Annotated in this window: 12 protein-coding genes and 1 pseudogene; 6 read left to right on the forward strand and 7 right to left on the reverse strand. The window is 69.4% G+C overall.

Annotated features, from left to right (window positions below; all coding sequences use genetic code 11):
* Nucleotides 1–133: 133 nt before the first annotated feature.
* From KGS77_RS07535 to ngcE, 3 genes are all read right to left on the reverse strand, one after another.
* Nucleotides 134–1042 (reverse strand): carbohydrate ABC transporter permease, encoded by a 909-nt coding sequence (locus KGS77_RS07535; RefSeq protein ID WP_242579671.1) that lies wholly within the window; start codon nucleotides 1040–1042, stop codon nucleotides 134–136.
* Nucleotides 1043–1966, reverse strand: a complete 924-nt coding sequence (locus tag KGS77_RS07540; RefSeq protein WP_242579672.1) for a sugar ABC transporter permease — start codon at nucleotides 1964–1966, stop codon at nucleotides 1043–1045.
* A 70-nt stretch (nucleotides 1967–2036) separates the two neighbouring features.
* Complete coding sequence (gene ngcE / locus KGS77_RS07545) at nucleotides 2037–3479, reverse strand: N-acetylglucosamine/diacetylchitobiose ABC transporter substrate-binding protein (RefSeq protein ID WP_242579673.1); 1443 nt, start codon at nucleotides 3477–3479, stop codon at nucleotides 2037–2039.
* Nucleotides 3480–3910: 431 nt separating this feature from the next.
* Between ngcE and KGS77_RS07550 the strand changes: the two genes are divergently transcribed.
* Nucleotides 3911–7318, forward strand: coding sequence for a GH92 family glycosyl hydrolase (locus KGS77_RS07550; protein WP_242579675.1), 3408 nt, complete (start codon nucleotides 3911–3913; stop codon nucleotides 7316–7318).
* Between the two features lie 82 nt (nucleotides 7319–7400).
* Here the strand turns inward: KGS77_RS07550 and acnA are convergent.
* Nucleotides 7401–10114 (reverse strand): annotated as a pseudogene (gene acnA, locus KGS77_RS07555) (aconitate hydratase AcnA).
* A gap of 527 nt (nucleotides 10115–10641) precedes the next feature.
* Here acnA and KGS77_RS07560 point away from each other — a divergent pair.
* On the forward strand, nucleotides 10642–11421 hold the full coding sequence (locus KGS77_RS07560; protein ID WP_242579677.1) for a CPBP family intramembrane glutamic endopeptidase: 780 nt from the start codon (nucleotides 10642–10644) through the stop codon (nucleotides 11419–11421).
* A gap of 117 nt (nucleotides 11422–11538) precedes the next feature.
* On the opposite strand, the gene KGS77_RS07565 is transcribed toward KGS77_RS07560, so the two are convergent.
* Nucleotides 11539–11898 carry a GntR family transcriptional regulator gene (locus tag KGS77_RS07565; protein WP_242579679.1) on the reverse strand — a complete coding sequence of 120 codons (360 nt, stop codon included), beginning with the start codon at nucleotides 11896–11898 and terminating at the stop codon, nucleotides 11539–11541.
* A gap of 1 nt (nucleotide 11899) precedes the next feature.
* On the reverse strand, nucleotides 11900–12901 hold the full coding sequence (locus KGS77_RS07570) for a DUF1648 domain-containing protein (RefSeq protein ID WP_242579680.1): 1002 nt from the start codon (nucleotides 12899–12901) through the stop codon (nucleotides 11900–11902).
* A gap of 83 nt (nucleotides 12902–12984) precedes the next feature.
* Here KGS77_RS07570 and KGS77_RS07575 point away from each other — a divergent pair, with 83 nt between their 5' ends.
* On the forward strand, nucleotides 12985–14514 hold the full coding sequence (locus KGS77_RS07575; protein WP_242579682.1) for a UDP-N-acetylglucosamine 1-carboxyvinyltransferase: 1530 nt from the start codon (nucleotides 12985–12987) through the stop codon (nucleotides 14512–14514).
* A 218-nt stretch (nucleotides 14515–14732) separates the two neighbouring features.
* Here KGS77_RS07575 and KGS77_RS07580 read toward each other — a convergent pair whose 3' ends face one another.
* Entirely contained in the window at nucleotides 14733–16217 is a 1485-nt protein-coding gene (locus KGS77_RS07580) for a hypothetical protein (protein WP_242579684.1), read from the reverse strand.
* Between the two features lie 206 nt (nucleotides 16218–16423).
* Between KGS77_RS07580 and KGS77_RS07585 the strand changes: the two genes are divergently transcribed.
* From KGS77_RS07585 to KGS77_RS07595, 3 genes are read left to right on the forward strand one after another with little or no spacing between them, the layout of a single operon-like run.
* Nucleotides 16424–17329, forward strand: coding sequence for an ABC transporter ATP-binding protein (locus KGS77_RS07585; protein ID WP_242579686.1), 906 nt, complete (start codon nucleotides 16424–16426; stop codon nucleotides 17327–17329).
* Nucleotides 17326–18168, forward strand: coding sequence for an ABC transporter permease (locus tag KGS77_RS07590; RefSeq protein ID WP_242579688.1), 843 nt, complete (start codon nucleotides 17326–17328; stop codon nucleotides 18166–18168). Before KGS77_RS07585 ends, KGS77_RS07590 begins: the two co-directional genes overlap by 4 nt.
* Nucleotides 18144–19406 (forward strand): sensor histidine kinase, encoded by a 1263-nt coding sequence (locus tag KGS77_RS07595; RefSeq protein WP_242579690.1) that lies wholly within the window; start codon nucleotides 18144–18146, stop codon nucleotides 19404–19406. The genes KGS77_RS07590 and KGS77_RS07595 overlap by 25 nt, the downstream gene beginning before the upstream one ends.
* Nucleotides 19407–19428 lie beyond the last annotated feature (22 nt).

Here is a 19428-nt window from a genome sequence, read left to right on the forward strand (position 1 = left end):
CAGCCGTACGACGCAGCAGTACGACGCAGCCGTACGCCCCGGGCGGGCGGCCCCGGGGCGTACGGCCGCGCCGATGCGACGGATGCGGGCGGACGCGGCGGATGGGGGTGGATGCGGCGGACGCGGCGCGCGGTTACTTCAGCGCGCCGGCGGTCAGTCCCTCCACCACCTGCCGCTGGAAGATGATGTACGCGGCGAGCACCGGCAGCATGGCGATGGTCAGCCCCGCGAAGAGGCCGGACCAGTCGCCCTTGTACCCCTGGCTGACCGCCAGCGCGACCAGCCCCTGGGTCAGCATCTTCTTGTCGGGGTCGCCGACGTTGAGCACGGTCGGCAGCAGGTACTGGTTCCACTGCCCCAGGAAGTTGAAGATACCGACGCTGATCAGTCCCGGCTTGGCCATCGGCAGCATGACCTGGAAGAACGTCCGGGTGTGGGACGCGCCGTCGATGAGCGCGGCCTCCGCCACCGACGTCGGCAGCGTTTTGAAGAACCCGCTGAGGAAGAAGACGGTGAACGGCAGGGAGTAGGCGATGTAGACCAGGATCAGGCCGTGGTAGGAGTCCAGCAGCGCCATGTTCTTCATGACGAAGAACAGCGGGACCAGCGCCAGGATGATCGGGAAGCCCATTCCGCCCACGAACAGGAAGTAGATGAAGCGGTTGCCGGGGAAGTCGAACCGGGCCAGTACGTACGCCGCCATCGAGCCCAGCAGCATCGTGCCGATCAGCGAACCGCCCACCACGATCAGCGAGTTGAAGAAGTACTGGCCCATGTTCGCCTTGTCCCAGGCGCGTGACCAGTTGTCGAAGTGCAGGGCCGAGGGCAGGCCCCAGGGCGAGCCGAAGATCTCCCCGTCGTCCTTGAAGGAGCTGATCACCGCCCATAGCAGCGGCATGGTGACCAGCAGGCCCCAGATGACCAGGACGCCGTGGGAGAAGACGTTCAGGACCCGGCCCTCACCGCCCCCGCCGGCTTTCACTCCCTTGCCGCCCGCGCTGCCCTGGCCCGTCACGGCCGGGGGCTTGGTCTGCACGCTCATTCAGAACTCCAGTCGCTCGCGCCGGCCCAGCCGCATGACGACGGCCGAGAAGATCAGGGTCACTATCAGCAGGGAGACGCCGATCGAGGTGGCGTATCCGGCCTGACCGTCGCGGAAGGTCTTCTGATAGACGTACAGCGGCAGGACCTCGGTGGAATAGTCGGGTCCGCCCGGCCCGACGCTCATGATCTGCACGAATGCGAAGGCCGACACGTCCAGGGCCAGAATGCCCATGTAGATCCATCCGGTCTGCACCGTGTCCCACAGCAGCGGCAGCGTGATTCTGAAGAACGTGTTGAACCGGTTGGCGCCGTCCAGCAGCGCGGCCTCGTAGAAGTCCTTCGGTATGGAGCTCATGCCGGCCGAGAAGAGCACGACGTAGAAGCCGACATTGGCCCAGATCATCGCGCCCATGATGCACCAGAGCGCGATCTGCGGATCGCCCAGCCAGTCGGGCTGTACGTTGTCCAGCCCGATCGCCTTGAAGAACGCGTTCAGTGCGCCGCTCTCCGGGTTGTAGGCGAACTGGAAGAGCAGGGCGACGATCGGGATCGACAGCACCTGCGGGAAGAAGTAGAGAATCTTGTACGTGCCCGATCCGCGCACACCGCCGATGACCGCCCGCTTCCTGCGGCGGCCACCGACGTTGAGCATGAAGGCGAAGAAGAGCCCGAGCGAGAGCGTCACCACCGGCAGCAGCAGCAACAGCGTCACGCTGTTTCCCACCGAGGCCCAGAACACGCTGTCCTTCAAGAGGCGCGCGTAGTTGTCGAACCCGACCATCTTCATGTCTGAGCTCAGGCCGGTCCAGTCCGTGAAGGAGTAGTAGATCGCCTGCACGAACGGCGATATCACGAAGATCGCGTATATCGCCAGCGGGATGATCAGGAACCCCACGATGAAGCGGTATTTACCGTGCTGCATGACTACCGATCCCGTTCTTTCCCCGCGGCGTGCGCACATGCCACCGCTGGTGACGCGTCCGACGCACCGGTCAGCGCTTGTACTTCTTGACGCTGCTGTCCTCGCGCGTCTCGTCCGCGTACTTCTGGATCTTGGTGATCGCTTCGTCGGGAGTCATCCGGCCCGCCATCATCTCGCCCAGTGCGCCGACGCCGATCTTCTCCTTCTGCAGCGCGACGTACCAGTCCTGGAGCCGCGGGTTGACGATGTTCCGGCCGGCCTTCTGCAGCGCCTGCTGCGCCGAGTCCAGGCCCGGGGGCAGCTTCAGCCCCTCCGTGCCGCCGTTGAGCGAGGTGAGCGAGGAGACCTGCTTGATGAAGTTCTGCGAGGACTTCTTGCTGAGCATGATGCGCAGCATCTCCATGCCGCCGGGGGCGTTCTTGGCCTCCCGGGGCACGATGTACGGTTCGCCGCCGGAGGCCCAGATCGTGCCGAACGGCATCTTGTCGGAGGAGGAGAGGCTGGACGGCGCGCCGACCGCGAGCTGGAAGTCCGGGTTCTTCTGGATCTGCTTGGCGGATTCGTTCTCCACCCACGAGCCGTTCGGGATGAACAGGGCCTTGCCCTCGGCCCACGCCTTCTGTGACTGGAGGTGGTCCAGGCCCGGCGAACCCTTGAGGATGTATCCCTTCTTGTACAGCTCGTAGTACGCGTCGAAAGCCGCCTTGACGGCCGGGTCCTTCCAGGCGTTCGGCTCCAGGTTGTCGATTCTGCGCAGCACCTCTTCGCCGCCGATCTTGGCGATGAACGGGTAGAGGCTGAAGGGGAGGTAGTACGGGTACTTGCCGGGATAGGTCCACCCGGCGACGCCCTTTTTCTTCGCCTTCTCGCACACGGCGAGCATCTCGTCCCAGGTCTGCGGGTATTCCGCGTCGGCGACCTTGCGCAGATTGGTCTTGGAATACCAGACGCCGTAGACCGTGTACGCGTAGTACATGATCCAGGTTTCCTTGCCGCCGAACCGGCCCATTTCCACGACACCGGGGCGCAGGGTGTCGCGTACCTTCTTGCCCGGGTCGTCGATCGACGGGGCGTCGAGCAGCGGGGTGAGGTCGGCGAGCTGGTTCTTGGCCACCAGGGTGCCGAAGTCCATCTGTTCGGCACCGGAGTTGTCCACCAGGTCCGGCGGATTGCCGCCGTTGAAACGCGGCTGGAGCGTGGACTGGATCTTCTGGGTGGAGGTGAGCTTGACCTTGTCCTTGGTCTTCGGGAAGGCGGTGACGTATACGGCCAGGGCGTCCTTGGCGTATTTGTCGCCGAATCCGCCGTCGAAGATGACGACGTCGAGGGCCGCGCTGTCATTCACGGCCAGCGGATTCTTGGCGGACTTCTGCCCCTTCTCGGCCTTCTCGCCGCCCCCGCCGCCGCTACTGGCACACGCCGACAGCGCGCTCACGGCCGGTACGGAGACGATTCCCAGCGCCACGGCCCGTTTGATCAGGTCGCGACGGCTGACATCTGAGGTGGATCCCATGCGCAAGTCCTCGCCTTCTTCAGGACTCAGGCGGTGTACCGGAGCCACCCCGGCACCGCGGGTCAGATGAAGCTGGGTTGTACGGGATGTGCACCGGGCGCGCCAGAGATGTGCGGGGCCGGTTTCCTGTGCTGCTCCGCAGGTCTTCCCGGGTCCGCGACGTCTTCGCGCAGTCGCTCGGACGCCGACAGGTATAGTCCACTGCGCGTCAACTCGGCAAGATCATAAGCAAGTTCGCACCGCCATCTTTCCCGAGTTGAGACCTCGTCGGTATGCGTCGCTTCCGCCGGAAACTTCTGGCCGCCGCTCGCAGGGGCCCCCTTGACGACACAGGCCCCACGCACCTTACTTATCTCTGCGCCAGGCATCTGACAACGATGTCACCGTCGTCGGAACCGTCGTCGGAACGTCACCTTCGCTGAGAGGTACACGTGCGGCTCAGACCCCGGCACAGACCACCGCGCGGCATCGCCCGCCCCGTCGCCCTGGCGACGGCCGCGCTGCTCGTCCTGGCAGCGCACGGCCCGGCGCTCGCCGCGCCCTCCCCCGCTCCTCCGGCAAGTGCGAGCCCGGGATTCCACTCCTCCTTCGAGCCCGGCCAGCCCGCCCCCGACTGGCAGGACACCCCCGAGACCGGCCCGGACGGCACCCCGAAGACCTCCGGCGTCACCCCGCCCGGCGGCGGTCCCGGCAGCGGCATGCACAGCCGTCCCGGCACCGGCCCGGCCAACTCCCCCACCGCCAAGAAGAACGCCGGCTTCTCCGGCCGGTACGCGCTGCGCTACGCGGGCACCCACACCGCCGCCGGCCGCGGCTACGCGTACAACAAGATCTTCGACGTCGACATCCCCGTCACAGCGGCGACCTCGCTCTCGTACAAGATCTTCCCCGAGATGCCGGTGACCGACCTGGGCTATCCGGCCACCCACGCCGCGCTCGACCTGGCCTTCACCGACGGCAGCTACCTCAGCGAGCTGCGCGCCACCGACCGGCACGGCGCCCCGCTCACCCCGCAGGGCCAGGCCGCCTCCAAGACCCTGTACGTCAACCAGTGGAACAACAAGGAGTCGCGGATCGGCGACGTCGCCGCCGGCAGGACGATCGCCCGCATCCTGGTCGCGTACGACTCCCCCACCGCGCCCCGGACCGACGCGGTCTTCCGCGGCTGGATCGACGACATCACCATCGGACCGGAGCCGCCCGCCAAGCCCCTCACCCACCCCTCCGACCACGTCTCGACGCTGCGCGGCACCCACTCCAGCGGCAGCTTCTCGCGCGGCAACACCTTCCCCGCCACCGCCGTCCCCCACGGCTTCACCTTCTGGACGCCGGTCACCGACGCGGGCTCCACCGACTGGCTGTACGAGTACGCGCGCAAGAACAACGCCGACAACCTGCCCACCCTCCAGGCGTTCGCCGCCAGTCACGAGCCGAGCCCCTGGATGGGCGACCGGCAGACCTTCCAGGTCATGCCGTCCACCGCCGCGGGTGTGCCCGACGCCCGGCGCACCGCCCGCGCGCTGCCCTTCCACCACGCGAAGGAGACCGCCCGGCCGCACTACTACGGCGTCACCTTCGACAACGGGCTCAAGGCGGAGATCGCCCCCACCGACCACGCCGCGCTGCTGCGCTTCACCTTCCCCGGCGAGCACGCGAACCTGATCTTCGACAACGTCGACAACAGGGGCGGGCTGACCCTGGACACCGAACGGGGCGTCGTCACCGGCTTCTCCGACGTCCGCAGCGGCCTGTCGGTGGGCGCCACCCGCCTGTTCGTGTACGGCGTCCTGGACGCGCCGGTCACCGCCGGCGGCGGACTGCCGGGCGGCGGGGGCCCGGAGGTGACCGGCTATCTGCGCCTGGCCCCCGGCGCGGACCGTACGGTCACCCTGCGCATCGCCACCTCCCTGATCGGCGTGGACCAGGCGCGGGCGAACCTGGAGCGGGAGATCCCGCCCGGCACCTCCTTCGACGCGGTCAAGGCACGCGCCCAGCAGCAGTGGGACGGCATCCTGGGCCGTATCGAGGTCCAGGGCGCGAGCCGCGACCGGCTCACCACCTTGTACTCCAGCCTCTACCGGCTCTATCTCTACCCCAACTCCGGGTACGAGAGGGCCGGTTCGCGCAGCCGGTACGCCAGCCCCTTCTCCCCGCGCACCGGACCGGACACCCCGACCCGTACCGGTGCGAAGATCGTGGACGGCGAGGTGTACGTCAACAACGGTTTCTGGGACACCTATCGGACCGCCTGGCCCGCCTATTCCCTGCTCACTCCCCGGCAGGCCGGGAAGCTGGCCGACGGTTTCGTGCAGCAGTACAAGGACGGCGGCTGGATCTCGCGCTGGTCCTCCCCCGGATACGCGGACCTGATGACCGGCACGAGTTCGGACGTGGCCTTCGCCGACGCGTACGCCAAGGGTGTGGAATTCGATGCCGGGGCGGCGTACGAAGCGGCGGTCAAAAACGCCACGGTGGCCCCGCCGACCCCCGGCGTCGGCCGCAAGGGCATGGCGACCTCCCCCTTCCTCGGATACACCAGTACGCGGACACGGGAGGGAATGTCCTGGGCACTTGAGGGCTACCTCAACGACTTCGGCATCGCCCGTATGGGGAAAGCCCTGTACGAGAAGACCGGAAAAGCACGCTACAAGGAGGAGTCGGGGTACTTCCTGAACCGCGCCCGCAACTACGTCAAGCACTTCGACCACCGCGTCGGGTTCTTCCAGGGCAGGGACGAGGCCGGGAACTGGCGGCTGCCGCCGCAGCAGTTCGACCCGCGCGTCTGGGGTCACGACTACACCGAGACCAACGCCTGGACCTTCGCCTTCACCGCTCCCCAGGACACCCGCGGCCTGGCCAACCTGTACGGCGGCCGGGCGGGCCTGGCCAGGAAACTGGACGCCTACTTCAGCACCCCGGAGACCGCCGCCAAGGAATTCGCCGGGTCCTACGGAAATGTCATCCATGAGATGACCGAGGCCCGGGACACCCGCATGGGCATGTACGGGCACAGCAACCAGCCCGCCCACCACATCGCCTACACCTACGACGCGGCCGGACAGCCGTGGAAGGCCCAGGAAAAGGTCCGCGAGGTCCTTTCCCGGCTCTATCTGGGCAGCGAGATCGGCCAGGGATATCCGGGCGACGAGGACAACGGTGAGATGTCCGCGTGGTACGTCTTCAGCGCGCTGGGCTTTTACCCGCTGGTGATGGGAGCACCCGAATACGCGGTGGGTTCACCGCTGTTCACCAAGGCCACCGTCCACCTGGAGAACGGCCGTGACCTGGTGATCAGGGCCCCACGCAGCAGCGACCGCAACATCTACGTACAGGGCCTGCGGGTCAACGGAAAGCCGTGGAATTCCACCGCACTGCCGCACGCCCTGCTCGCCCGCGGCGGCACCCTGGACTTCACCATGGGCCCACGGCCGTCCGCCTGGGGCACCGGGAAGCACGCGGCCCCGTCCTCCCTCACCCGGGACGACAAGGTGCCCACCCCGAGGAGCGACGTCACGGCCCCCGGCAGCGGCCCGCTCTTCGACAACACCTCCGAGACCTCGGCAGCCGTCACCGGCGCCCCGGTCGCGCTGCCGGCGCCCGCCCGGGTCACCTCGTACACCCTGACCTCGGCCGCCGCGGCGGATGCCCCGAAGGGATGGACGCTGGAGGGCTCCACGGACGGCAGGGCCTGGCGGAAGCTGGACCGGCGCTCCGGTGAGTCCTTCGCCTGGGACCGGCAGACCAGGGTCTTCGACATCGCCCGCCCCGGCGCCTACCGGCACTACCGGCTGGTCCCCGAGAGCCCCGCGCGACTCGCCGAGATCGAGCTGATCCGCTGACGGCGACCGGCCTTTGTACGCGGACGGGCCGCGCCCCCTCACCCGAGGGGACGCGGCCCGTTCTGTGGCCGTGCGCCGCCGCTTACTTGCGGATCAGCGAGCGCAGCACGTACTGCATGATGCCGCCGTTGCGGTAGTAGTCCGCCTCACCGGGGGTGTCGATGCGGACGACCGCGTCGAACTCGACGCCGGTGTCGGTGGTGACCTTCACCGTGCGCGGGGTGGTGCCCTCGTTCAGCTCGGTGATGCCGGTGATGGAGAAGGTCTCCTCGCCGGTCAGGCCCAGCGTCGCGGCGTTGGCGCCCTCGGGGAACTGGAGCGGCAGCACGCCCATGCCGATCAGGTTCGAGCGGTGGATGCGCTCGTAGGACTCGGCGATGACGGCCTTGACGCCGAGCAGCGCGGTGCCCTTGGCCGCCCAGTCGCGGGAGGAGCCGGAGCCGTACTCCTTGCCCGCCAGGATGACCAGCGGGATGCCGGCCGCCTGGTAGTTCTGCGAGGCGTCGTAGATGAAGGAGACCGGTCCGCCGTCCTTGGTGAAGTCGCGGGTGAAGCCGCCCTCGGTGCCCGGCGCGATCTGGTTGCGCAGGCGGATGTTGGCGAACGTACCGCGGATCATGACCTCGTGGTTGCCCCGGCGCGAGCCGTAGGAGTTGAAGTCACGACGCTCCACACCGTGCTCGGTGAGGTACTGGCCGGCCGGGGTGTCGGCCTTGATCGCACCGGCCGGGGAGATGTGGTCGGTGGTGACCGAGTCGCCCAGCTTGGCCAGCACCCGGGCGCCCTGGACGTCGGTGACCGGGGTGGTCTCCATCGTCATGCCCTCGAAGTACGGGGGCTTGCGGACGTAGGTGGACTCGCTGTCCCACTCGAAGGTGTTGCCGGTCGGGATCGGCAGCGCCTGCCACTGCGCGTCGCCCGCGAAGACGTCCTCGTAGGACTTGGAGAACATGTCCTCGCCGATGGCGTTGGCGACGACGTCGTTGACCTCGGCCTCGGTCGGCCAGATGTCCTTGAGGTGGACCGGGTTGCCGTCCTGGTCGATGCCCAGCGCCTCGGTGGTGATGTCCACCTTCATGGAGCCCGCGATGGCGTACGCGACGACCAGCGGCGGGGAGGCCAGGTAGTTCATCTTGACGTCGGGGTTGATCCGGCCCTCGAAGTTGCGGTTGCCGGAGAGCACCGAGGTGACCGCGAGGTCGTTGTCGTTGATCGCCTTGGAGATCTCCTCGTCCAGCGGACCGGAGTTCCCGATGCAGGTGGTGCAGCCGTAGCCGACGAGGTTGAAGCCGAGCTTGTCCAGGTACGGGGTCAGGCCGGCCTTGTCGAAGTAGTCGGTGACGACCTTCGAGCCCGGGGCGAGGGTGGTCTTGACCCACGGCTTGCGGGTCAGGCCCTTCTCGACCGCCTTCTTGGCCACCAGGGCGGCGGCGACCATGACGTAGGGGTTGGAGGTGTTGGTGCAGGAGGTGATCGCGGCGACGGTGACGGCGCCGTGGTCGATCTCGTACGTGGAACCGTCGGCAGCCGTCACGGTGGTCGGCTTGCTCGGCACGCCGTTGGTGACGGCCGGCGCGTCGGACGCCGGGAAGGATTCCTTGCCGGCCTCCTCGTCGTCACTGACGTAGTTGCGCACGTCCTGCGCGAACTGCCGGGCGGCCTCGGCCAGGACGATACGGTCCTGCGGACGCTTGGGACCGGCGATGGAGGGGACGACCGTGGAGAGGTCCAGCTCCAGCTTCTCGGAGAAGTCCGGCTCGGCGGCCGGGTCCAGCCACAGGCCCTGCTCCTTGGCGTACGCCTCGACCAGCGCGACCTGCTGCTCGCTGCGGCCGGTGAGCTTGAGGTAGTTCAGGGTCTCGTCGTCGATCGGGAAGATCGCGGCGGTGGAGCCGAACTCCGGCGACATGTTGCCGATGGTGGCGCGGTTGGCGAGCGAGGTCGCGGCGACGCCCTCGCCGTAGAACTCCACGAACTTGCCGACGACACCGTGCTTGCGCAGCATCTCGGTGATGGTCAGCACCAGGTCGGTGGCGGTGGTGCCGGGCTTGAGCTCACCGGTCAGCTTGAAGCCGACGACGCGCGGGATGAGCATGGAGACCGGCTGGCCCAGCATCGCGGCCTCGGCCTCGATGCCGCCGACGCCCCAGCCCAGGACGCCCAGGCCGTTGACCATCGTGGTGTGCGAGTCGGTGCCGACGAGGGTGTCGGGGTACGCCTGGCCGCCTCGGACCATGACCGTACGGGCCAGGTGCTCGATGTTGACCTGGTGGACGATGCCGGTGCCCGGGGGACGACCTTGAACTCGTCGAAGGCGGTCTGGCCCCAGCGCAGGAACTGGTAGCGCTCCTTGTTGCGGCCGTACTCCAGCTCCACGTTCTGCTGGAAGGCGTTGGCGGTGCCGAACTTGTCGGCGATCACGGAGTGGTCGATGACCAGCTCGGCCGGGGCCAGCGGGTTGATCTTCGCCGGGTCGCCGCCCAGCTCCTTGACGGCCTCACGCATGGTGGCCAGGTCCACGACACAGGGCACGCCGGTGAAGTCCTGCATGATCACGCGGGCCGGCGTGAACTGGATCTCCTGGCTCGGCTGCGCCTGGGAGTCCCAGCCGCCCAGCGCCCGGATGTGGTCGGCGGTGATGTTCGCGCCGTCCTCGGTGCGGAGCAGGTTCTCCAGCAGGACCTTCAGGCTGTACGGCAGCCGGGCGGAGCCCTCGACCTTGTCCAGCCGGAAGATCTCGTACGACTCGTCGCCCACCTGCAGCGTGCTGCGGGCGTCGAAGCTGTTCGCCGACACGACAGTCTCCTTCATGCATGAATTCGCGCGTACCACCGCACGGTGCCCCGGGTGCGGCTGCTGCCGCGTGGTGCCACCACGGCCGTCGCCGATCAGCTAAGGTAAGGCTTAGTTAGGCGAGCCTTACTAGCGCGGCAGCGGTACGCCTCTCGGCAGATATCTCGATGTCGAGATAACTCTAGTACATCCGCGCCGCCGGGTCATGCCCGGCCACGGTGTCGTCACTTCTCCAAAGGGGCGGTCCTCCCACCATCCTCTTCCAGGAAGAGGCTGCCCGCCGCCCCGGCGGGCGCCCGCCCGGCCGGATTCCGCCCAAGGTCTCCTCGGCCCGTCCAGGGGCAATGAGGCCGATCGCCGCTTCGTAGCATCACCGGTGGGTCGCCGGTCCGGGCGGCCGGTGCCGAGGGAGAGGTCAGGGTGAGGACGACGTCCGGCGCACGGCGCGACACGGGCGCGGGGGCCGGCCGGGGCGGTCCGGTGCGGGTGGCGGACGCGCCGGGCGGTTCGGGCGGTTCGGGCGGTTGCCGATGGGCTGGTTGGCGGTGGGGGTGGGCGGCGTCGGCGGGGTGTCGGCGGTGACCGCGGACGGGCCCGCGCCGTTGCAGGTGGCGGGGGCGGTCGCCGCGGTGGGCGTGTACGGGGCGGTCATGCGCCGGGTCGCGCGGCGGACCACACCGGAGACCGCCCGGCGCGGGGCCGTACGGGAGGCGCTGCTCGGCGGCGGGACCGGTCTGGGGTTCGTGCTCGCCTCGGTCGCGCTGATCGCGGCGTTCGGGGGCTTCTCGTTCGCCTGGGCGGGCCGGGACGTCCTGCCGGTCGTGGGATCCGCCATCGGCGCCTCGGTGGGCGCGGCGGTCATCGAGGAGCTGCTGTTCCGCGGCCTGGCGCTGCAGGCCCTGGAGCAGTTGTACGGGGCCCGTACCGCCCTGGTGGTCACCGCGCTGCTCTTCGGCGGCCTGCACCTAGCCAATCCGGGAGCCACCGCGTGGAGTTCGCTGGCGATCGGCCTTCAGGCGGGCGTACTGCTGGGTGCCGCGTTCCTGTGGCGGCGCAGCATCTGGTTCGTCGCCGGGCTCCACTTCGCCTGGAACGCCACCGAGCAGTTGCTCGGCGTCCCGGTCTCCGGCTACCCCGCCGCGGGACTGCTGACCACCGACGTCACGGGCCCCGTACTGCTGACGGGAGGGGGCTTCGGCCTCGAAGCGTCGGTGGTGCCCGTCGTCGTCAGCGTGCTGCTGACCGTTCCGATGCTCGCCCTCGCCCACCGTCGTGACGGTCTCCTGGCCCGGCGGCGCGGGGCGGTGTGAAGGAGCGGGGCGGCATGAGGCAGCGCGGGACGGTGCGGGACCCGCTCGGGACGGTGCTGGACCCGCTCGGGACGGTGCGGGACCCGCTCGGGACGGCATGGGCGCCGCCGCGCGGGATCAGGCCGGCGACAGCCCCGTACGGACCAGGGCGATGATCTCCTCGTCGGTCAGTCCCAGGGTGCGGGCCTGGGCGATCAGGCGCTCGGCCGTCTCGCCGAGCCGGGCGCGGGCGGGTGAGGCGGTGCCGGTCACCACCGCGCCGCGGCCCCTGCGCAGTTCGATCAGGCCCTCCTCCCTGAGCCGCTGGTAGCCGCGCAGCACCGTATGGACGTTGACACCGAGCGACTCGGCGAGGGCGCGGGCGGCGGGGAGCCGCTCACCCGCCCGTACGGAGCCGTCGGCGACGGCGCCGCGTACGCACGCCGCGATCTGGTCCCCCAGAGGGACGCCGGAGCCGGGATCGACACGGAAGAGCACCTCAGCCCTCGTTCCGCCGGTGTGCCCTGTCGATCAGCGCGTTGAGCAGCGCCGCCGCGGTGGCCGCGTCGTCGACCGTCACCACGAACTCCCCGCCGTCCGCCCGCCGTACCACCAGCGCCTCACCGGAGCGCAGGACAACACCGCTACGGCCGGGCCGTACCCGGTACCCCCAGCCGCCGAAGTCGGCGAGCGGCGAGACCGTACGACTGGTGGCGTCCACCAGTCGGTCCAGGGGGAAACGGATGCGCGGGCGCGGGAAGAGGATCGGCTCGACGGTCAGGCCCTGGCGGTCGACGGTCGCCCTGGCCTCCGAGCAGAGGCCGGCCGTCAGCCCGGCGAACAGCAGGCCACCGCCCAGGCCCCAGTCGACGGTGAGCCCCGCGACCAGCCCGCCGGCGAGGAATACGCAGCTCAGTACGGCCAGGAAGGGTGCGCGCACGGACCGCGACCAGCCCACCGCCTCGCCTTCGGCCAGCGGCAGCCGGGCCCGGTCCGGCCCGGGGGCCGCGAGGTCGCCGGATGCCGCCCGCTTCCCCGGCGCGGCCCCGGTGGGCAGCAGCAGGCCGACACCCGCCGCGAGCAGTGCGGCACCGAAGGCGATGGCGAGTTGCCCGTAGGGGAGCCGTGCGTCCGCGGCGTCCCGTACGCCCACGTTGCACAGCAGCGTCGCGCCCGACAGAACGCCGCTCAGCGCGGCCATGCCGTAGCCGACGCCGTTCAGCGCCCGCCCGTCGCGGGCGGTGACGGTGCGCGGGGCGAGCACGGCGAACACGGCGGCGAACACCAGGAGCAGGCCGAGGCACACCGGCAGGTAGAGCGCTACGGAGTTGAAGCCGTCGGCCCGGCCGTCGGAGAAGTGGGTGGCCATGGGCTCGGGCAGCCGGTCGCGTACCGAGAGGAAGAGAGCGGTGAGGGTGAGTGCGGCGAGGAGAAACGGAAGTACGGCAACCAACGTACGCGGCGGGCGGGTTGCGGACGGAACGGCAGACAGTCCGGGCATATGAGCGACCTCCAGTTGTTCGTATAGTACTAGAACAAGTAGGAGTTACACGTTGATCTCATATCTGAGATACGGTCTCCCCCATGGCAGACGACTACCTCGTACGCATCGGCAAGCTCATCCGTGACGCCCGGCAGCACCGTGGCTGGACTCAGACGCAGCTCGCAGAGGCGCTCGGCACCAGCCAGAGTGCGGTCAACCGCATCGAACGCGGTAACCAGAACATCAGCCTTGAGATGATCGCTCGCATTGGCGAGGCTCTGGACAGTGAAATCGTCTCGCTCGGGTACGCGGGGCCCATGCATCTGCGCGTCGTCGGCGGACGCCGGCTCTCCGGCAGCATCGATGTCAAGACGAGCAAGAACGCCTGCGTGGCCCTCCTGTGCGCCACCCTCCTGAACGCCGGCCGCACAACGCTGCGCCGGGTGGCCCGTATCGAGGAGGTCTACCGCATCCTGGAAGTGCTCGGCAGCATCGGGGTGCGCACCCGCTGGATCAACGACGGCAACGACCTGGAGATCGTCCCGCCCGCCGAACTCGACCTCGGCGCGATGGACACCGAAGCGGCCCGCCGCACCCGCAGCGTCATCATGTTCCTCGGCCCGCTGCTGCACCGCATGGACCGCTTCTCCCTTCCCTACGCGGGCGGCTGCGACCTGGGCACGCGCACCATCACGCCGCACATGACGGCGCTGCGCCACTTCGGGCTGGAGATCACCGCGACCGAGGGCAACTACCACGCCGTCGTCGACCGGTCCGTCACCCCCCGGCGCCCGATCGTGCTGACCGAGCGCGGGGACACCGTCACCGAGAACGCCCTGCTCGCCGCGGCCCGCCACGAAGGCGTCACGGTCATCCGCAACGCCTCCTCCAACTACATGGTCCAGGACCTGTGCTTCTTCCTGGAGGCGCTGGGCGTCCGGGTCGAGGGCGTGGGCACCACCACCCTGACCGTGCACGGCGTGGCACGCATCGACCGGGACGTGGACTACGCGCCGTCCGAGGACCCGGTCGAGGCGATGAGCCTGCTGGCCGCCGCGCTGGTCACCGAATCGGAACTGACGATCCGCCGGGTACCGGTGGAGTTCCTGGAGATCGAGCTGGCCGTCCTGGAGGAGATGGGCCTGAGCCACGAGCGCAGCGAGGAGTACACCGCCGACAACGGCCGCACCCGGCTGATCGACCTGACCGTACGCCCCTCCAAACTCCAGGCCCCCCTGGACAAGATCCACCCGATGCCCTTCCCCGGCCTGAACATCGACAACGTCCCCTTCTTCGCCGCCATCGCCGCCAGCGCCCAGGGCCAGACCCTCATCCACGACTGGGTCTACGACAACCGCGCCATCTACCTCACCGACCTCACCCGCCTCGGCGCCCAGGTCAAACTCCTGGACCCGCACCGCGTCCTGGTGGACGGCCCCACCCGCTGGCGCTCCGCCGAAATGATGTGCCCGCCCGCCCTGCGCCCCGCCGTGGTCGTCCTCCTGGCCATGATGGCCGCCGAGGGCACCTCGGTCCTGCGCAACGTCTACGTCATCAACCGCGGCTACGAGGACCTCGCGGAACGCCTGAACTCCATCGGCGCCCAGATCGAGATCTTCCGCGACATCTGACCGCCTTCAGAAGAACGCTGCCGATCCCCCCTCCTACCTGCATTCATGCGAGCCGGGAGGGGGTTCGCCGACGCCTTGGGACTTGCCCGGGACTTGGGTGCCTCGGAGACGGGCCGGGACATGTGTGTTTCCCCTGGGACGGCAGCCAGGCCCGTACCGGCCCGTGCTGATGGAGGTATGGACGGGGCCCAACGACGGTATGCCGGGAGTTGCGCCGATCACCGGCCGAAGTAGAGGAAGCGTAGGTAGCGCACGTATGACAGGCCGCTCCGCTGGATCCGGGCGGCGTCCACAGCGGCGCTCAGCGTCGCGTGAAGGGCGTTGTTCTGCTGGAGCTCGACCGTACGCCGGCTGAACTCCAGCCGCTGTTGCCGGGCCCGGTCCCCGGCAGCGGTGTGCTTCCGGGCGAGTCGTTCCCGCCCCTCCTCCAGCCGCTTCTTCGCCTGCGCACGGGAGCTGTCGGCTTCCGTCTCGGCGGCCTTGCGCTGGTCCGTGAGCTGGGCCCGGCGACGGGCGATGCCCTGCTCGATCGACTGTCGCTCCGGCGCGCTGAGAGCGGCCGGCTGCCGGGCGACAGCGGACCTGACCGCGTTGCTGCGCCAGGTTTCCAGGGCGATGGCCTTGGCTTCACCGATGCCATGGATGTTGATCCGACGTCCACCGGGCAGCACGAGTACGGCTCCCGTGCTGCTGTAGGGGCTGTTGTACACGGCGCGATAGCCCGTGAAGTCGGCTGCCGACCGGATGCCGTGCGCGGCAAGACGGGCGGCGAGCTTGGGCCCGATGCCGTGCGGCGGCGACTGCGAGATCAGCCGTCGGCCGAGCTGGTCCCGGACGTACGCAGACTGCTTTTCGGTAAGTGCCCGGTCCAGAGCCTTGCGGAGCTTCTCCGCGAGCCCGTCGAGCTTCTTGTCGATGTCACGTTGCTTGCGTACCCTGCGCTCCTCGGTCTCGTTGAGCGCGGCGTGGTACTGGGCCGTCAGCTCGTCCTGGGCCTGTGCGTAGGCGGCATTTCGTTCCGTCTCCGCCGCGTCGAACTTCGTCCGCTCCTCACGGAGCTTCGCGGCGGCTTTCGCCGGATCCTCGGCCCGGCCGAGCTGGTGCGTCAAGGCGGCCAGGGCAGCCCCGGACTGCACCCGCTCGGCACGGCGGCTCCGGGCGAATGCGGTGACTGCGGCGGCGAGGCAGAGGGGCGCCACGGAACCGGGAACCGCCGTCGGCATCCCGGCAGCGGCCAGCACGACGAACGCGACGAGGGCCATGGGCCACAGCACGGCCACGACGACGTCGAGCGGCGTGCGGATGCGGAAGCAGCCCGGGGAGGCCGTGGCGGACGCTACCGGTGCCGAGGCAGGCGGCGCTGCGAGGTGTCCGGGCATCCAACTGGGCAGTCCACCGGCGCCGGAAGCGGATGCGGAGCCGGCCGACGCCGTGGTGGCCGCCGTGGCGGAGCTCCGCTGCGCCGGTACGGCCCGGGCCAGTGGGGGAAGCAGGTCCAGCGGCTGGAAGGCCAAAGACCTCACCTGGTCCGCGAGGCCGCTCACCGTCCGGTCCGGATGGGCAAGCAGCGTCTGCAGCCCTGTGGAGCCGGCCGGGTTCTTGAAGTCTTCCTCGGTGAGCAGCAGGAACTCACCGCTCGGCTCGTGCAGTCGGTTCCACAGCGCGGGGTCGGCGGCGATCGCCTTGAGCGACAGGAAGATCACCCAGGCGGAGAACCGGTCCAGCGCCGCTCCAGGGCCGTGGCTGCGGGAGGGAATGATCGAAATGAGCCCGGACGCTGCCCCGCCTCGCGGCCTGAGTGATCCCTTCGGGCTGCTCCGCTCATCTGCTCCTGTCCACCGATCGGTTGACATCCGGTTCCGACCTCGGGTCGCTACTGGAGGGCGGTCGGCGGCGCCAGGCTTGCGGCATGAGCGAAACGGCAGTGCATGTGAGAGGTCTGGTCAAGCGGTACGGCGGCAGGCGGGTGGTGGACGGGCTGGACCTGGATATCGCCCATGGGGAGGTGTTCGCCCTGCTCGGGCCGAACGGCGCCGGCAAGACCACGTCGGTGGAGATACTGGAGGGTTACCGGACGCGGGACGGCGGAAGCGTCCGTGTGCTCGGCGAGGATCCGGGCACGGCGGGCCGGGTCTGGCGCGGGCGGATCGGGATCGTCGCCCAGTCGGCCGGGGACGCTTCCGAGTTGACCGTACGGGAGGTGTTGCGGCACTTCGCGGCGGTCTACCCGCGCCGCCGTGATCCCGAGACGGTCATCGAGCAGGTGGGGCTCGGTGACCACGCGGGCAAGCGGATCGGGCGGCTCTCGGGCGGGCAGCGCCGTCGGGTCGATGTGGCGCTCGGGATCATCGGCGATCCCGATCTGTTGTTCCTGGACGAGCCGACGACCGGATTCGACCCTCAGGCGCGGGTGCGGTTCTGGCAGTTGATCCGCCGGTTGTCCGCGGAGGGCACCACGATCCTGCTGACGACGCACTACCTGGACGAGGTCGAGGCGCTGGCCGACCGGGTCGCGGTGATCGACCGCGGCCGGCTGAAGGCCGTCGGCGACCCGGCGACGCTCGGTGGCCGGGCCGACGCGGGCGCGGTGGTCACCTGGCGTGAGGGCGGCCGGCTCATGGAGGTCCAGACGCCCGATCCCGATCGGTTCGTGGCCGAACTGGTGAGGAAGAACTCCGGTGACGTACCGGACCTTTCGGTTCGGCGACCGAGCCTTGAGGACACCTACCTCCGCATGATCGGCGGTCACGGGGACTCCGACCACGTGATCGGCGGCCACGAAGAATCCGGCCGACGCAGGCAGGAGGCGGTATGAGCACGCGAGCCACGCACGTACGGCAGGAACGGCCCGCGCCACCGAACCCGGTCAGGGTCGGCTTCGCCCGGGGCGCGATCGAGCTCAGGCAGTTCTTCCGGGAACGGGACGCGGTCGTCTTCACGTTCTCGATGCCCGTGGTGCTGCTCGTCCTGCTCGCGAGCATCTTCAGGGACACATACCCCGGAACGCAGGTCACGGCCGGCCAGGTCTTCGCGGCCGGCATGATCGCGGCGGGCATCATGTCCGCCACGTTCATCACCCTCGGCATCGGCATCACCCAGGACCGCGACGACGGCACGCTCAAGCGGCTGCGCGGCACTCCCACCCCGGTGACGTCCTACTTCATCGGCAAGATTCTCCTGGTACTCGTGGTGAGCTTCGCCGAGGTGGCCGCTCTGCTCGCCGTCGGAGCCGGCCTGTTCGGCCTCCCGTTGCCGGCCGACGGGGGCAAGTGGCTGGTCTTCGCCCGGGTGTTTCTTCTCGGTGTCGTCTCGTGTGCCCTGCTGGGCATCGCGGTCAGCAGCCTGCCCCGCTCGGCCAAGAGTGCCTCGTCGGTCATCATGATGCCGTTCATCGGACTACAGTTCATCTCCGGTGTCCTGTTCAATCCGATCAAGGCACTGCCCTCGCCGATGGTGGAGATCGGTTCCGTCTTCCCGCTCAAGTGGATGGCGCAGGGGTTCCGTTCGGTCTTCCTGCCCGACTCGATGACGACCCAGGAGGTGGCGGGCTCGTGGGAACCAGGACGGACGGCCTTGTTGCTGACGGCATGGTGCATCGGCGGACTGGTGCTGTGCCTGGTCACGTTCCGGTGGAAGAACAGCCGGCAGGGTTAGCCGGGCCGGGACACGAGTGGCTCCGGGGCTATGCGGCCTGGGACTGCTACTACGCGCTGGCGTTCGCCGGGGTGATCGTGTTCACGCTCACCCTGGAGGACAGCACGGCCAGCAGCCCGTCGCTCGCCTGCGGCCTGCTCCTGTGCTGCGCGCTCTGGTACGCCGCGTACGGCCGGGCCCTGATGCGTACGGAGGACCAGAGCCGGCGCGGACTGCTCTACCTCGGCGCCCTGTTCGTCCTGTTCGCCGCCGCCGACGCCTTCGCCTCGGCCGCCTCCCTCTCGCTGGTCGCGATCGTCCCGCAGGCGTACTGGACACTGCGCCCCCTGCACGCGACCGGTGCCGTGGCGGTCTTCGCCACGGCACCGGTGGCCGTCGACACCTTCCGTACGGGCTCGGTGGTACGCGGCATCGCCGACCAGGGACCGACCGCCCTGGCGGTCATCCTGTTCTCCGCCATCTTCGGCACCTGGGCGCACCGGATCATCGATCAGAGCAGCGAGCGCGCCCGGCTCATCCAGGAGTTGGCCGCGACCAGGGCGGAGCTGGCCGAGGTCGCCGAGCAGGCCGGGGCCGCGGCCGAGCGCGAGCGGCTCGCCGGCGAGATCCACGACGCGATCGCCCAGGGCCTGAGCAGCATCGTCATGCTCCTCCAGGCGGCGGGGACGGCGCTGGACCGGCTGACCGGGCTCCCAGAAGACCACGGCAGATCCGTGGACCGGGCCCGGCATCAGCTCGGACTCGCGGCACACACCGCCCGGGAAGGTCTTGCCGAGGCGGGGGCGCTGGTCGAAGCGCTCCGGCCGACGGCGCTGGACGCCGGCGCCGGTTCGCTGCCCGAGGCGCTGCGACGGCTCACCGACCGCGCCGCGCAGGGAGGCGGGCCGACCGTCCACTTCTCGCTGTCGGGCGAACCGGAGGCACTGCCCGTGGCCGTCGAGGTGGTGCTGCTGCGGGTCACCCAGGAGGCGCTGGCGAACGCGCGCAAGCACGCGCGGGCGTCGTCGGTGGACGTCACGCTCGGCTACACCGAGGACAGTGTCTTCGTGCGGGTCTGCGACGACGGTGCCGGTTTCGATCCCGAGGAGGTCGCCGGCGGGTACGGCCTGATCGGCATGGTCCGCAGGGTCGAGCAGGTCGGCGGAACCAGGCGGCTCGACAGCGTGCCCGGCGGGGGACCACGCTCTTCGTGGAGGTGCCGGGGTGACCGGCCCGATCACCGTGCTGATAGCGGATGACCACCCGGTCGTACGGGCGGGG

The sequence above is a fragment of the Streptomyces sp. MST-110588 genome, assembly GCF_022695595.1.
GTDB lineage: Bacteria > Actinomycetota > Actinomycetes > Streptomycetales > Streptomycetaceae > Streptomyces.

Excerpts from the sequence above, each read along its gene's own strand:
- KGS77_RS07585 (WP_242579686.1), top strand. The coding sequence starts at position 16,424 with ATGAGCGAAACGGCAGTGCATGTGAGAGGTCTGGTCAAGCGGTACGGC.
- KGS77_RS07535 (WP_242579671.1), bottom strand. The coding sequence starts at position 1,042 with ATGAGCGTGCAGACCAAGCCCCCGGCCGTGACGGGCCAGGGCAGCGCG.
- KGS77_RS07540 (WP_242579672.1), bottom strand. The coding sequence starts at position 1,966 with ATGCAGCACGGTAAATACCGCTTCATCGTGGGGTTCCTGATCATCCCG.
- ngcE (WP_242579673.1), bottom strand. The coding sequence starts at position 3,479 with ATGGGATCCACCTCAGATGTCAGCCGTCGCGACCTGATCAAACGGGCC.
- KGS77_RS07570 (WP_242579680.1), bottom strand. The coding sequence starts at position 12,901 with ATGCCCGGACTGTCTGCCGTTCCGTCCGCAACCCGCCCGCCGCGTACG.
- KGS77_RS07590 (WP_242579688.1), top strand. The coding sequence starts at position 17,326 with ATGAGCACGCGAGCCACGCACGTACGGCAGGAACGGCCCGCGCCACCG.
- KGS77_RS07560 (WP_242579677.1), top strand. The coding sequence starts at position 10,642 with ATGGGCTGGTTGGCGGTGGGGGTGGGCGGCGTCGGCGGGGTGTCGGCG.
- KGS77_RS07575 (WP_242579682.1), top strand. The coding sequence starts at position 12,985 with ATGGCAGACGACTACCTCGTACGCATCGGCAAGCTCATCCGTGACGCC.